A 13,971-nucleotide genomic window follows, 5' to 3' on the forward strand; every position below is an offset into this window, starting at 1 on the left:
ATTACAACAGGATAGTTATCACTGGTATTCACTCATCGGCACGCAGGAGCAGAACAGATTGCGATCCCCGTATACGTCGTCAAGGCGTTTTACGGTCGGCCAGTATTTATTGTCGAAGCCTGCCGGGAAGGCAGCCAGTTCGCGGGTATAGCTGTGATCCCACTCGCCAACCAGCTCTTTCTGCGTGTGCGGCGCGTTCACCAGCGGGTTGTCTTCCGCCGGCCATTCGCCTTTTGCTACACGATCGATTTCGGTGCGGATCGCCAGCATCGCATCGATAAAGCGATCCAGCTCAACCTTACTTTCGGATTCCGTCGGCTCCACCATCAGCGTACCCGCCACCGGGAACGACATGGTCGGGGCGTGGAAGCCGTAATCGATCAGGCGCTTGGCGATATCCAGTTCGCTGATACCGGTCGTTTCCTTGAGCGGGCGAATATCGAGGATGCACTCGTGCGCCACACGGCCATCGCGGCCGGTATAGAGTACCGGATAAGCCGACTGCAGGCGGCTGGCAATATAGTTGGCGTTGAGGATTGCCACCTGGCTGGCCTTTTTCAGCCCTTCCGCACCCATCATGCGGATATACATCCAGCTGATCGGCAGGATAGAGGCGCTGCCAAACGGCGCGGCAGATACCGCGCCCTGACGGGTGAGCATCCCTTCAATTTGCACCACGCTATGGCCAGGTACGAACGGCGCCAGATGCGCTTTGACGCCAATCGGCCCCATGCCCGGGCCGCCGCCGCCGTGCGGAATGCAGAAGGTTTTGTGCAGGTTGAGGTGCGACACGTCTGCGCCGATGTAGCCCGGCGTGGTGATGCCGACCTGAGCATTCATGTTGGCGCCATCCAGGTAAACCTGGCCGCCGTACTGATGCACGATGTCGCACACGTCCCGGATGGTTTCTTCATACACGCCGTGGGTAGACGGATAGGTCACCATGATGCACGACAGCTTCTCCCCGGCCTGTTCGGCCTTCGCGCGCAGATCGGTCAGGTCGATGTTACCCTGCTTATCACAGGCCACCACCACAACCTGCATGCTCGCCATTTGGGCCGAGGCTGGGTTGGTGCCGTGTGCGGAACTCGGGATCAGGCAGATGTCACGGTGGCCTTCATTGCGGCTTTCATGATAGCGGCGAATAGCCAGCAGGCCGGCGTACTCGCCCTGAGCGCCGGAGTTCGGCTGCATGCAGAGGGCATCGTACCCGGTGAGCTTCACCAGCCAGTCAGAGAGCTGACCGATCATCTGATGATAGCCTTCCGCCTGATCCGCCGGGCAGAACGGGTGCAGTTCGGCAAATTCCGGCCAGGTGATCGGGATCATTTCCGCGGCGGCATTCAGTTTCATGGTGCAGGAGCCGAGCGGGATCATCGCCTGATTCAGCGCCAGATCCTTACGCTCCAGGCTGTGCATGTAGCGCATCATTTCGGTTTCGCTGTGGTAGCGATTGAATACCGGATGCGTCAGGATCGCATCATCGCGCAGCATCGCCTGCGGAACAGAGCGGCTGTCGAGCGCCACCTCTTTATCCAGACCGTCGATGTCCAGACCGTGATCGTCGCCCAGCAGCACGTTGAACAGCGTCGCGATATCGTCGCGGGTGGTGGCTTCATTCAGGGTGATGCCAACCGCGTTAAGCACGTCGCTGCGCAGGTTGATCTGCGCAGCTTCGGCGCGCGCCAGCACTGCGGCTTTGTCCGTTGCTTCCACGCACAGGGTATCGAACCAGTGCGCGTGACGCAGTTTCAGGCCGCCTTTTTGCAGGCCCGCCGCCAGAATATCGGTAAAGCGATGAATACGGCTAGCGATACGTTTCAATCCTTCCGGGCCGTGGAATACCGCATAGAGGCTGGCGATGTTGGCCAGCAGCACCTGGGAGGTACAGATGTTGGAGTTGGCTTTCTCGCGGCGAATGTGCTGTTCGCGGGTCTGCATCGCCATACGCAGCGCGGTGTTGCCCGCCGCGTCGCGGGAAACGCCGATAATGCGTCCCGGCATCGAGCGTTTGAATTCATCTTTGGCACCGAAGAACGCCGCATGCGGGCCGCCGTAGCCCATCGGGACGCCAAAGCGCTGCGCGGAGCCAAAGACGATATCCGCACCCTGTTTGCCCGGCGCGGTTAACATCACCAGCGCCATAAAGTCGGCAGCCACGCTGACGATCACGTTGCGCGCTTTCAGCTCGCCGATCAGCGTGCTGTAATCGTGGACCTCGCCGGTGGTGCCAACCTGCTGGAGCAGCACGCCGAACACGTCCTGATGATCGAGCACCTTCTCAGCGTTATCGACAATGATGTCAAAGCCGAAGGTTTCCGCACGGGTACGCACGACATCCAGCGTCTGCGGATGCACGTCTGCCGCCACGAAGAAGCGGTTGGCGTTTTTCAGTTTGCTGACGCGTTTAGCCATCGCCATCGCTTCCGCCGCTGCGGTTGCTTCATCAAGCAGCGAGGCGGAGGCAATATCCATGCCGGTCAGATCCAGCGTGACCTGCTGGAAGTTGAGCAGCGCTTCGAGGCGGCCCTGAGACACTTCTGGCTGATATGGCGTGTAGGCGGTGTACCAGCCCGGATTTTCCAGCATGTTGCGCAGGATCACCGGCGGGAGATGAACCGGGGTGTAGCCCATGCCAATGTAAGACGTAAAGCGCTTGTTGAGCCCGGCGATCGCTTTCAGTTCCGCCAGCGCGGCAAACTCGGTGGTGGCGTCGCCAACCTGCGGCGGCATGGCGAGCTGAATGTCCTTCGGCACGATCTGTGCAATCAGGGCGTTTAATGAATCCGCGCCAACCGTGTTCAGCATCTCCTGCTGTTGCTGAGCATCCGGCCCGATGTGACGGTCGATAAACGCGCCACGGTTTTCAAGCTGGCTTAAAGTCTGTGTCATGAGCGATGGTTCCTGAAACGTGCGGTGAATAGTGGTCGCCTCTCGCAGCCGGAGAGGTTAAGGGCGGGTGCTGTTTCGCCCCCACCCAGCCCTCTTCCGACGAAGAGGGAGAAAACTGTTACTCGTCCAGCAGTGCTTCGTACGCAGCGGCATCCAGCAGCGCAGCAATCTGCGACTCGTCGCTGGCTTTAATTTTGAAGATCCAGCCTTCGCCATAGGGCGCGCTGTTAACCAGCTCCGGCGCATCGCCAAGGGCGTCGTTGACCGCCACAATCTCACCGCTGACCGGCGCATAGATGTCGGAAGCCGCTTTCACGGACTCCGCCACCGCACAGTCGTCCCCCGCGCTGACGGTAGTGCCAACGCCTGGCAGATCGACGAACACCATGTCACCCAGCAGCTCCTGCGCATGCTCGGTGATCCCCACGGTGTACGTGCCGTCGGCTTCTTTACGCAGCCACTCGTGTTCTTTGCTGTATTTCAGTTCTGCTGGAACATTGCTCATTTTTTTTCTCCTGATATCGACATCACTGCGCGACGGCTTTTCCGGCGCGAACGAAAACGGGTTTGGTCACGCGCACCGGCATTTCACGGTTGCGGATCTGGACAATCGCGGTCTCGCCAATGCCCTGGGGTACGCGGGCGAGCGCAATGCTGTAGCCGAGCGTGGGCGAGAAGGTGCCGCTGGTGATGATCCCTTCCTGGGGGTTGCCCTGAGCATCGGTAAAGCGCACCGGCAAACCACCGCGCAGCACGCCTTTTTCCGTCATCACCAGGCCGACCAGCTGCTCGGTGCCGTGTTCGCGCTGAGATTCCAGCGCCTCACGCCCGATGAACTGACGGTCGGCAGGCTCGAAAGCGATGGTCCAGCCCATATTGGCAGCGAGCGGCGATACGCCTTCATCCATCTCCTGCCCATACAGGTTCATCCCAGCCTCCAGGCGCAGCGTGTCGCGCGCGCCGAGGCCGCACGGCTGTACGCCAGCCTTAACCAGCGCCTGCCAGAAGTCGGCGGCTTTTTCATTCGGCAACGCGATTTCATAGCCGGCTTCACCGGTATATCCGGTGGTGGCGATGAACAGATCGTCGGCCTGGACGCCAAAAAAGGGTTTCATGCCGTCAACCGCCTGGCGCTGGGCCTCGCTGAACAGCGTGCCCGCTTTCTCTTTCGCCTGCGGCCCCTGAACGGCAATCAGCGCCAGATCGTCGCGCACGGTAATTTCAACCCCGTACCCGGCAGCATGTTCCTCGATCCAGGCGAGATCTTTTTCCCGGGTGGCGGAGTTCACCACCAGGCGGAAATAGTCTTCGGTAAGGAAATAGACGATCAGGTCATCGATGACACCGGCGGAAGCGTTAAGCATACCGGTATAGAGGGCTTTGCCAGGGACAGTGAGTTTAGCGACGTCGTTAGCCAGCAGAAAACGCAGGAATTCGCGGGTACGGGTGCCGCGCAGGTCGACGATAGTCATATGGGAGACGTCAAACATACCGGCATCGCGGCGCACCGCGTGATGCTCATCCAGCTGGGAGCCGTAGTGCAGCGGCATCATCCAGCCGTGGAAATCGACCATGCGCGCACCGCAGAGGGTGTGCTGTTCATACAAAGGGGTTTGTTGAGCCATCTTTTCCTCGGGTTGTCAGCGGGTACGAACGGGGATGCAGCCCTGAAAAAAGCCCAGGTTAAACCCCACCGCCACGGTCACTCCCGACCGCGACGCAAACGTTACCTTTTGCCTGAACTTATCACCGAAGCCTGGGATTAACCATAAGTAAAAATGGGTCATCACATTAGCTTATGGCCGTAAAACCCGAAATGCGTGACAGAGTTTTCGGTTGTCCTTAGCGCAAAATGAAGCTGATAAATAATGAATGCATTTGCCTGGCACTGCGTAACGCAGCATTTATCGTTGAAAGCGGAAAAAATTCACTACATTGCCAAAAACGTCAGATGAGTAAATCTAATCCGAAAAAATGGGTGAAATTAGAATATTTCAAACGAGGAGGATTTCCCTTTCCGTTGGCGGGAAAGGGAAAGTGTGACGCAGTTAACGTAACCACTCAGGCAGATCGTTCAGGCCCATTGCCTGACGGATCAGCTGCGGTTTAACACCCGGGAGAGTATCAGCAAGTTTCAATCCAATATCGCGCAGCAGCTTTTTCGCCGGATTGCTGCCGGCAAACAGTTCGCGGAACCCCTGCATTCCCGCCAGCATCAGCGCGGCGCTGTGCTTGCGGCTGCGCTCGTAGCGGCGCAGATAGAGGTGCTGACCAATATCTTTACCCTGACGCTGCAGACGACGGAGTTCGTCAATCAGTTCAGCCGCATCCATAAACCCGAGGTTCACGCCCTGGCCCGCCAGCGGATGAATGGTGTGGGCGGCATCGCCCACCAGCGCCAGACGATGAGACGCGAACTGCCGCGCGTAACGGCCGACCAGCGGATGGACCTGACGCTCACTTTCGACGTGGCACAGCCCAAGGCGGTTATCAAACGCTACGCACAGCGCCTGATTGAAGGCTTCATCGCTGGCCTGCTGCATCTGCTGCGCTTTATCAGGCGACAGCGACCAGACGATCGAGCACAGGTGCGGATCGGCCAGCGGCAGGAAGGCGAGAATGCCGTCACCGTGAAACATCTGGCGCGCCACCTGACCGTGAGGCTCATCGGTGCGAATGGTTGCCACCAGGGCGTGATGGCGGTAATCCCAGTATGTCAGCGGAATATCGGCGCGCTCGCGCAGCCAGGAGTTCGCCCCGTCCGCACCAATCACCAGCCGCGACGTCAGCATCGTGCCGTCGGTCAGGGTGAGAAAGGCGTCGTTCTCGCCGAAGGCAACCTGCTGCATCTGCGCCGGGGCAATGAGCGTAACGTCTGAACAGCGCTGGGCTTTATCCCACAGCGCCTGGTGGATCACAGCATTTTCAATGATATGCCCGAGATGGCTGTAGCCGAGGGATTTATCATCAAAAGCAATATGTCCGAAGCTGTCCTGATCCCACACTTCCATGCCGTGATAGGGACTGACACGCCCCTGTTGCAGGTCGTTCCACACCCCGAGCTTCGCCAGCAGCGTTTCGCTGGCGGCATTGATTGCCGAGACGCGCAGCGCGGGCGGCGCGTTCGCGGCTAACGGCTCGGGCTCATGCTGCTCCAGCACCGCAACGCGAAGGCCACTGCCCTGCAACCCGCAGGCAACCGCGAGGCCGACCATACCCCCGCCAACAATTGCCACATCTACGCTTTGCACATTCGTCTCCTTAACGTGCGACCCAGCCAAGGGTTCGCTTTGCCAGCGCGTTTCGCGCCGGAGTAAACAGTTCCATCGCCGTCAGACCGACATTGCGGCCTGCCACCAGCGGTGCCCAGCGGTTGGCAAAAAGGTGCACCAGCCCGTCCGTCATGCCGATGGTCGCGGCTTTGTCCGCCTGACGCTGCTGCTGCCAGGCGCTTAATACAGTGTAGCGACCGCAGTCCGGGTCGTCGTGTAGCGCAGCGGCCAGACACTCCGCCAGTGAAATCACGTCGCGCAGGCCCAGGTTAAACCCCTGCCCGGCAATCGGATGCAGGCTCTGGGCCGCGTTCCCCACCAGCGCCACGCGATGCGAAATGGGACGGCGTGCGCGGGTGAGCGTCAGCGGATACACGCTGCGGGCGCCCGCATGGACGATGCGCCCCAGTCGCCAGCCGAAGGCACGCTGCAGCTCAAGGCAAAATTGTTCGTCACTCCAGTCGAGAATTGCCTGCTGTTTAGCGCGCGAATGGCACCACACCAGCGAGCAGCGGTTGCCCGACATCGGCAGCAGCGCCAGCGGGCCGTGCTCAGTGAAACGCTCAAACGCCCGTCCCCCATGCGGAATGGCGGTTGTCACATTGGCGATCACCGCCACCTGATCGTACTCGTACGCTTCATGCACAATGCCGCTCTGGGAACCCAGCGCCGAGCGGGCACCGTCAGCGGCAACCAGCAGCTGCGCGCTGAGGGTTTCGCCGTTGTCCAGCGTGACGCTGACGTGCTGGGGGGCACGGTCAAACGCCGCCACCCGGGCCGGACAGTGCAGCGTGACGCCGGGCGCTTTGCGCAGCAGCGTAAACAGGCGCTGGCCGACGTCGTGCAGCTCAACCACCTGTCCTAAGGCGTCGATACGGTAATCTTTGGCTTCAAGGGTAACGAAGCCGGCATGGCCGCGATCGCTGACGTGCACGCTATGGATGGGCGTCGCCCGGTCAGCAATCGCCTGCCAGATGCCGGTACGCGCCAGCTGTTGCGTGGTACCGTGCGCCAGCGCGATGGCGCGGGCATCAAATCCGGGGTGGCTTGCCGCGGCAGGATCCCGGGCTTCCACCAGATGCACCGGCAACGTGCCGTTGGTGAGATGCGACAGAGTAAGAGCCAGGGTCGCGCCCGCCATGCCGCCGCCGGCGATAATCACGCTCATGACTGCCGTGCCGCCGCCATCAAGGCTTCAATCTCATCCGCATGTTTCACGACGCTGGCGGTCAGGTTCTCATTACCCGCTTCAGTAATAAGGATGTTGTCTTCGATGCGAATGCCGATCCCGCGGTACTCCGCAGGGACGTCGGCGTCCGGCGCGATATACAGGCCCGGCTCCACGGTGATCACCATGCCCGGCTCCAGCGGACGCGAGCGATCCGCGCCATAAGCACCGACATCATGCACGTCCAGCCCCAGCCAGTGCCCCAGACCATGCATAAAGAACTGGCGATGCGCGTTATCCGCGATGAGCTGTTCAACCTCGCCATGCAGAATGCCAAGCTTCACGAGGCCGCTCACCATAATGCGTACCACCTCGCCGGTGACGTCCTGAATAGAGGTGCCGGGGCGGAACAGGGTCAGAGAGGTTTCCAGCGATTCGAGCACGATGTTGTAGACCGCACGCTGCGCCGGGGAGAATTTACCGCTCACCGGGAAGGTGCGGGTGATATCACCGGCGTAGCCCTGATATTCGCAGCCGGCATCGATCAACACCAGGTCGCCGTCGCGCAGCACGCTTTCATTTTCGGTGTAATGCAGGATGCAGCCGTTTTCCCCGCTGCCAACGATGGTGTTGTAAGCAGGGTAACGCGCGCCGTGGCGGTTAAACTCGTGGTGGATTTCGCCTTCGAGATGGTATTCGTACATCCCGGCGCGGCATTTTTCCATCGCGCGTGTGTGTGCAAGGGCGCTGATCTCTCCGGCGCGGCGCATTACCGCCAGCTCCTCTTCGGATTTGAACAGGCGCATCTCATGCACCCATGGCCGCCAGTCGGTGAGGGTAGCCGGTGCTGCCAGGTTCTGGCGTGAGCCTTTACGCAGCTTGTCCAGCGCGGTGAACACGATGGTGTCGGCATACGGGTATTCACCCTGGGCGTGATACACCACGTCCAGCCCATTTAACAGCTGATAGAGCTGCTCGTCGATCTCATCGAATGCCAGCGCGCGGTCAACGCCCAGTTTTTCAGGCGCAGCGTCCTGGCCGAGACGACGTCCGAACCAGATTTCAGCATTTTTATCGCGCACGCGGTTAAACAGCACGCTGTGGTTATGGTTGTCATCGCTTTTGATCAGCAGCAGCACGGCTTCCGGCTCATTAAAGCCGGTGAAGTACCAGAAATCACTGCTCTGACGATACGGGTACTCGCTGTCCGCGCTGCGCGGCGCTTCTGGCGCGGCGAAAATCAGTGCGGCGCTTGCCGGAGCCATCTTTGCCAGTAACGCCTGGCGACGTCGACGATATTCCTGGGGTGTCATGACATCTCCTCAAAAGCGATGAAACAATTAGTGTAGCGTGGGTTTCTGCACTTCCGGCGCCGTTGGCGGCTGGCGGTTAAAACGGTCATGGCACAGCAAGGCTGCTACGCGAACGTACTCCACGATCTCTTCGAGCGACATCTCCAGCTCTTCCTGATCTTCGTCTTCGTCATAACCAAGCTGAGCAATGTTACGCAGATCGTCGATGGCTTCACCCGCTTCGCCGGTGACCTTATCGAGTTTCGGCTGCGTGACGCCCAGCCCCAGCAGGAAGTGATTCACCCAGCCTGCCAGCGCATCAGCACGGTCAAATACGGTCACCTCGTCGCCATCCGGCAGGTAAAGCTGGAACTGGAAGCCATCATCTTCCAGCGCAATATCCGTGGCGGCGTGCATCTGACGCAGCATCTGTGCCAGGTTTTGCCCGAAAGCCAGCCCTTCGTTGGTCAGATCGTGCAGCAGCGGCTGCCAGGTGCTGTCGTTGTTTCCACCGCACAACATACCGCTGATCAGTCCATGCATTTCCGCAGGTGTTAAGCCGACATCCTGCTGGTTAAGTAACTGGCCAAGTTCCGCGTAGCCAGGTAAATCGGTATTTGTAGACATAGCATTCGTCGTCGTTGGGAGGATAAGATCGTGATATGCTACCACTTTGGACCCTGGTGAACCAGAAAGGGCTTGTGCCATCAAATCAGGGTAGCTATAGTGTCGCCCCTTCGCAGCCCAGCCCGGCGGCGAGCGACGCGCAGTCAAACAGCAGGAAGGTGTCATGTCTGCACAACCAGTCGATATCCAAATTTTTGGCCGTTCTCTGCGGGTGAATTGTCCTCCTGAACAGAGAGATGCGTTAAATCAGGCAGCAGAAGACCTGAATCAGCGGTTGCAAGATCTGAAAGTTCGCACTAGAGTCACAAATACAGAACAACTGGTCTTCATCGCCGCACTTAACGTTTGTTATGAGCTGGCACAAGAAAAGACTAAAACCCGCGATTACGCCTCCAGCATGGAACAGCGTATTCGGATGCTACAGCAGACCATTGAGCAGGCATTGCTTGACCAGGGTCGCATTAGCGAAAGAACGGGTCCAAAGTTCGAATAACGGATAACACTTCAGGGTTCTTTATGTTAGAGTGACCGTGAAGTACAAAATTTCTCTGAGATGTTCGCAAGCGGGCCAGTCCCCTGAGCCGATATTTCAAAAAAACAGAATGTGTTGGTCCACGGTTGGTGAGCATGCTCGGTTCGTCCGAGAAGCCTTAAAACCGTGACGACGCATTCACCTTGAACCACGGGTTCAAGGGTTACAGCCTGCGGCGGCATCTCGGAGATTCCTTCTCTTTTCACCACACGTTTGTTATTGCGCTTCGCGCGACCTTTCAGATAAGCGTATGACATGACGCAACATCCTCTCCCGGCTTCATCCCGACAAGAAATACGCAAACATATCAGGCAATTACGCCGTACTCTGACTGCTGAACAGCAAACCCATTTTGCCGAACAGGCCGCCGACCGCATGATGGCTTACGCCCCGATGCTGCTCGCGCATACCGTGGCAGTATTTCTGTCGTTTGATGGCGAACTGGATACCCGCCCGCTGATCGATCGCCTGTGGCGCGCCGGAAAACGGGTTTATCTTCCGGTGCTGCACCCGTTCAGTCCCGGCAATCTGCTGTTTCTGCATTACCATCCCGAAAGTGAGCTGGTGGTCAATCGTCTCAACATCAGCGAGCCTGAGCTCGACGTGCGCGACGTGCTGCCGCTGGAGCGCCTGGACGTGCTGGTGACGCCGCTGGTGGCATTCGATACGCAGGGGCAGCGGCTGGGCATGGGCGGCGGCTTTTACGATCGCACGCTGCAGAACTGGCAGCAGCATGGTTTGCAGCCGGTAGGTTATGCGCATGATTGTCAGCAGGTTGATGCCCTGCCAAGCGAAGAGTGGGATATACCGCTTCCGGCGGTGGTTACGCCTTCGCGCCTCTGGGTGTGGTAATCAAAAAAAAGCCCCCGCATCGCGAGGGCTTTTTCGTTTTTAGCGCGTATAAATGTGAAACAAAACTAATCAATACAGCAGGCGAGCGCGGATGGTGCCCGGAATAGCCTTCATGCTCTGCAGCGCTTTTTGCGCTACGTCCTCTTCGGCATCAATATCAATGACTACATAACCCATCTGCGGCGTGGTCTGCAGGAACTGGGCTGCGATGTTGACGCCCTGCTCGGCGAAAATCTGGTTGATGGCCGTCAACACGCCCGGACGGTTTTCGTGGATGTGCAGCAGTCGGCTCACGGTCCCACCGTGCAGCGGAAGGGATACTTCCGGGAAATTCACCGCTGAAAGCGTAGAACCGTTGTCGGAGTACTTCGCCAGCTTGCCGGATACTTCAATGCCGATATTCTCCTGCGCTTCCTGAGTCGAACCGCCGATATGCGGCGTCAGGATCACGTTGTCGAACTCAATCAGCGGCGAGGTGAACGGATCGCTGTTGGTGGCCGGCTCTTCCGGGAAGACGTCAATGGCTGCGCCCGCAAGGTGTCGGGTGCGCAGCGCATCGCACAGCGCAGGGATATCCACCACGGTGCCGCGTGCGGCATTAATCAGCAGCGATCCCGGCTTCATCAGCGCCAGCTCTTCGGCACCGATCATATCTTTGGTAGAGGCATTTTCCGGCACGTGGAGACTCACCACGTCGCTCATGTTCAGCAGGTCGGAAAGATGCTGCGCCTGGGTCGCATTCCCGAGCGGCAGCTTGCTTTCGATATCGTAGAAGAAGACATGCATACCGAGGGATTCCGCCAGAATACCCAGCTGGGTGCCGATATGCCCGTAGCCGATGATGCCAAGCTTCTTCCCGCGCGCCTCAAAAGAACCGGCCGCCAGCTTGTTCCAGATGCCGCGGTGCGCTTTGGCGTTCGCTTCCGGAATGCCGCGCAGCAGCAGCAGCAGTTCACCGATCACCAGTTCTGCGACCGAGCGGGTGTTGGAGAACGGGGCATTAAATACCGGAATACCACGGATCGCGGCGGCGGTAAGATCGACCTGATTCGTGCCGATGCAGAAGCAGCCCACCGCCACCAGCTTTTCAGCCGCGGCGAAAATTTCTTCAGTCAGATGGGTACGGGATCGGATACCGATGAAATGCGCATCGCGGATCGACGCTTTCAGCGCCTCGCTGTCCAGCGCGCCTTTATGAAACTCGATGTTGGTATAACCCGCGGCGCGCAGGTTATCGATTGCTTTCTGGTGCACGCCTTCCACCAGCAGGAACTTAATTTTGCTTTTATCCAGCGATACTTTTGCCATTTCCCGACCCTGTTTGTCTGTACTGATAATGTGCTGAGCTTGTAACCAGCTTTGTTTCAACATATCAAAAAAAACTATTGCAGCAATATGAACGTTTGCGCGGGCCGCGTGAGGAAACGTCATGCAGCGCAGCTCAGTAGCACAAAACACTGGTCCGAAGAAACTAAACGGAATGAATTTGAGAAAGGGAGGCAAGGTGTGACAGATGTCACCAAATTAAGCGATAACGAATTTTTTTACTGGGGGAGCGCCGCAGCGCTCCCTTCAGATCATTTTACGATGGTTTTTACACCGTCTGCGCTGCCGATAAGCGCGATGTCTGCACCACGGTTGGCGAACAGCCCGACGGTTACCACGCCCGGCAGACCGTTGATCGCATTCTCCAGCGCGATCGGGTCGAGGATTTCCAGACCGTGCACATCAAGAATGATATTGCCGTTGTCGGTGACCACGCCCTGACGGTACTCCGGACGACCGCCCAGCTTCACCAGCTCACGAGCTACCGCGCTGCGCGCCATCGGGATAACTTCAACCGGTAGCGGGAAACTGCCGAGGATTGCCACCTGCTTGGAGGCATCCGCGATGCAGATAAACTTATCGGCGACGGAGGCGATGATTTTCTCACGGGTCAGCGCCGCGCCGCCGCCTTTGATCATCTGCATCTGCTCATTGATTTCGTCGGCACCATCGACATAAATGCCCAGCGAATCAACGTTGTTCAGATCGAACACCGGAATACCGAGGCTTTTGAGTTTTTCGGTAGAGGCATCCGAGCTGGAAACCGCGCCCTCAATCTGGTGACGCACGGTACCCAGCGCATCAATAAAATGTGCCGCGGTGGAGCCGGTGCCGACACCAACGATAGTACCTGGCTGCACGTACTGGAGCGCCGCCCAGCCAACGGCTTTTTTCAATTCATCCTGGGTCATGGTTTGTTATGCCTGTGGTGAGAAAACTGCCGCGGATTATACCCCCATCCGCAGGGACATTCCCGCCTGGAATCGCCGCAGTGTGATTTGACCGAAAGGGTCTGTATCAAAGGCAAATTTATGTCATAGTGCGGGGCATAATAAAATCAGGAGTGCGCAGAGCAATGAAACGCCCGGATTACAGAACATTACAGGCGCTGGATGCGGTTATCCGCGAGCGTGGATTTGAACGCGCGGCCCAGAAGCTGTGTATTACGCAGTCCGCGGTCTCTCAGCGCATCAAACAGCTGGAAAACATGTTTGGTCAGCCGCTGCTGGTGCGTACCGTGCCGCCACGTCCGACCGAGCAGGGTCAGAAACTGCTGGCGCTGTTGCGTCAGGTCGAGCTGCTGGAAGAGGAGTGGCTGGGCGACGAACAGACGGGTTCCACGCCGCTGCTGCTGTCGCTGGCGGTCAACGCCGACAGTCTGGCGACCTGGCTGCTGCCGGCGCTGGCCCCGGTGCTGGCCGATTCCCCTATTCGCCTCAATCTGCAGGTTGAAGACGAAACCCGCACCCAGGAGCGGCTGCGTCGCGGAGAAGTGGTGGGTGCGGTGAGTATTCAGTCTCAGGCGCTGCCAAGCTGCCTCGTGGACCAGCTCGGCGCGCTCGACTACCTGTTTGTCGGCTCTAAAGCCTTTGCCGATCGCTACTTCCCGAACGGCGTTACCCGCTCGGCCCTGCTGAAAGCGCCAGCCGTCGCCTTCGACCACTTAGACGACATGCACCAGGCGTTTTTACAGCAGAACTTTGACCTGTCGCCGGGCAGCGTGCCCTGCCACATCGTTAACTCGTCTGAAGCCTTTGTGCAGCTCGCCCGCCAGGGCACTACCTGCTGTATGATCCCGCATCTGCAGATCGAAAAAGAGCTGGCCAGCGGCGAGCTTATCGACCTGACGCCGGGCCTGTTCCAGCGCCGGATGCTTTACTGGCATCGGTTTGCGCCGGAAAGCCGCATGATGCGCAACGTCACCGATGCCCTGCTCAGCCACGGCCATCGGGTTTTGCGTCAGGACTAATAACAAAAAAGCCCCGCCAGACTGCGCGGGGCTTTTTTTAT

12 protein-coding genes and 1 other RNA gene are annotated in these 13,971 nt (G+C 58.7%); 4 read left to right on the top strand and 9 right to left on the bottom strand.

Translation table 11 applies throughout. From position 1 onward, the window contains the following. Positions 1-18: 18 nt before the first annotated feature. The 7 genes from gcvP to KFZ77_RS16205 all read right to left on the bottom strand — a co-directional run bounded on the left by gcvP (position 19) and on the right by KFZ77_RS16205 (position 9,251). Positions 19-2,892 (bottom strand): aminomethyl-transferring glycine dehydrogenase, encoded by a 2,874-nt coding sequence (gcvP, locus tag KFZ77_RS16175; RefSeq protein ID WP_264384781.1) that lies wholly within the window; start codon positions 2,890-2,892, stop codon positions 19-21. Between the two features lie 118 nt (positions 2,893-3,010). After that, entirely contained in the window at positions 3,011-3,397 is a 387-nt protein-coding gene (gcvH, locus tag KFZ77_RS16180; protein ID WP_031519705.1) for a glycine cleavage system protein GcvH, read from the bottom strand. A gap of 22 nt (positions 3,398-3,419) precedes the next feature. After that, complete coding sequence (gene gcvT / locus KFZ77_RS16185; RefSeq protein ID WP_264384782.1) at positions 3,420-4,517, bottom strand: glycine cleavage system aminomethyltransferase GcvT; 1,098 nt, start codon at positions 4,515-4,517, stop codon at positions 3,420-3,422. Positions 4,518-4,940: 423 nt separating this feature from the next. After that, the gene (gene ubiI, locus KFZ77_RS16190; RefSeq protein ID WP_264384783.1) at positions 4,941-6,143 is read right to left on the bottom strand and encodes an FAD-dependent 2-octaprenylphenol hydroxylase; all 1,203 of its coding nucleotides are present in this window, start codon (positions 6,141-6,143) and stop codon (positions 4,941-4,943) included. A gap of 10 nt (positions 6,144-6,153) precedes the next feature. Continuing rightward, a complete protein-coding gene (ubiH, locus tag KFZ77_RS16195; protein ID WP_264384784.1) occupies positions 6,154-7,332 on the bottom strand; it encodes a 2-octaprenyl-6-methoxyphenyl hydroxylase in 1,179 nt (392 codons plus the stop codon). Next, a complete protein-coding gene (gene pepP / locus KFZ77_RS16200) occupies positions 7,329-8,645 on the bottom strand; it encodes a Xaa-Pro aminopeptidase (protein WP_264384785.1) in 1,317 nt (438 codons plus the stop codon). Before pepP ends, ubiH begins: the two co-directional genes overlap by 4 nt. 27 nt (positions 8,646-8,672) lie before the next feature. Beyond that, on the bottom strand, positions 8,673-9,251 hold the full coding sequence (locus KFZ77_RS16205) for a YecA/YgfB family protein (protein WP_031519699.1): 579 nt from the start codon (positions 9,249-9,251) through the stop codon (positions 8,673-8,675). A 163-nt stretch (positions 9,252-9,414) separates the two neighbouring features. Between KFZ77_RS16205 and zapA the strand changes: the two genes are divergently transcribed. The 3 genes from zapA to KFZ77_RS16220 all read left to right on the top strand — a co-directional run bounded on the left by zapA (position 9,415) and on the right by KFZ77_RS16220 (position 10,635). Beyond that, entirely contained in the window at positions 9,415-9,744 is a 330-nt protein-coding gene (zapA, locus tag KFZ77_RS16210) for a cell division protein ZapA (protein ID WP_031519697.1), read from the top strand. 49 nt (positions 9,745-9,793) lie between these two features. Next, a non-coding RNA gene (ssrS, locus tag KFZ77_RS16215) (6S RNA) lies at positions 9,794-9,977 on the top strand. Positions 9,978-10,038: 61 nt separating this feature from the next. Further along, on the top strand, positions 10,039-10,635 hold the full coding sequence (locus KFZ77_RS16220; RefSeq protein WP_264384786.1) for a 5-formyltetrahydrofolate cyclo-ligase: 597 nt from the start codon (positions 10,039-10,041) through the stop codon (positions 10,633-10,635). A gap of 69 nt (positions 10,636-10,704) precedes the next feature. Here KFZ77_RS16220 and serA read toward each other — a convergent pair whose 3' ends face one another. After that, positions 10,705-11,943, bottom strand: a complete 1,239-nt coding sequence (serA, locus tag KFZ77_RS16225; RefSeq protein ID WP_264384787.1) for a phosphoglycerate dehydrogenase — start codon at positions 11,941-11,943, stop codon at positions 10,705-10,707. A gap of 269 nt (positions 11,944-12,212) precedes the next feature. Continuing rightward, on the bottom strand, positions 12,213-12,872 hold the full coding sequence (rpiA, locus tag KFZ77_RS16230; RefSeq protein ID WP_031519691.1) for a ribose-5-phosphate isomerase RpiA: 660 nt from the start codon (positions 12,870-12,872) through the stop codon (positions 12,213-12,215). 164 nt (positions 12,873-13,036) lie between these two features. Here rpiA and argP point away from each other — a divergent pair, with 164 nt between their 5' ends. Further along, entirely contained in the window at positions 13,037-13,930 is an 894-nt protein-coding gene (gene argP, locus KFZ77_RS16235) for a DNA-binding transcriptional regulator ArgP (protein ID WP_031519689.1), read from the top strand. Positions 13,931-13,971: the final 41 nt, after the last annotated feature.

The sequence above is a fragment of the Siccibacter colletis genome, assembly GCF_025914095.1.
Lineage (GTDB): Bacteria > Pseudomonadota > Gammaproteobacteria > Enterobacterales > Enterobacteriaceae > Siccibacter > Siccibacter colletis.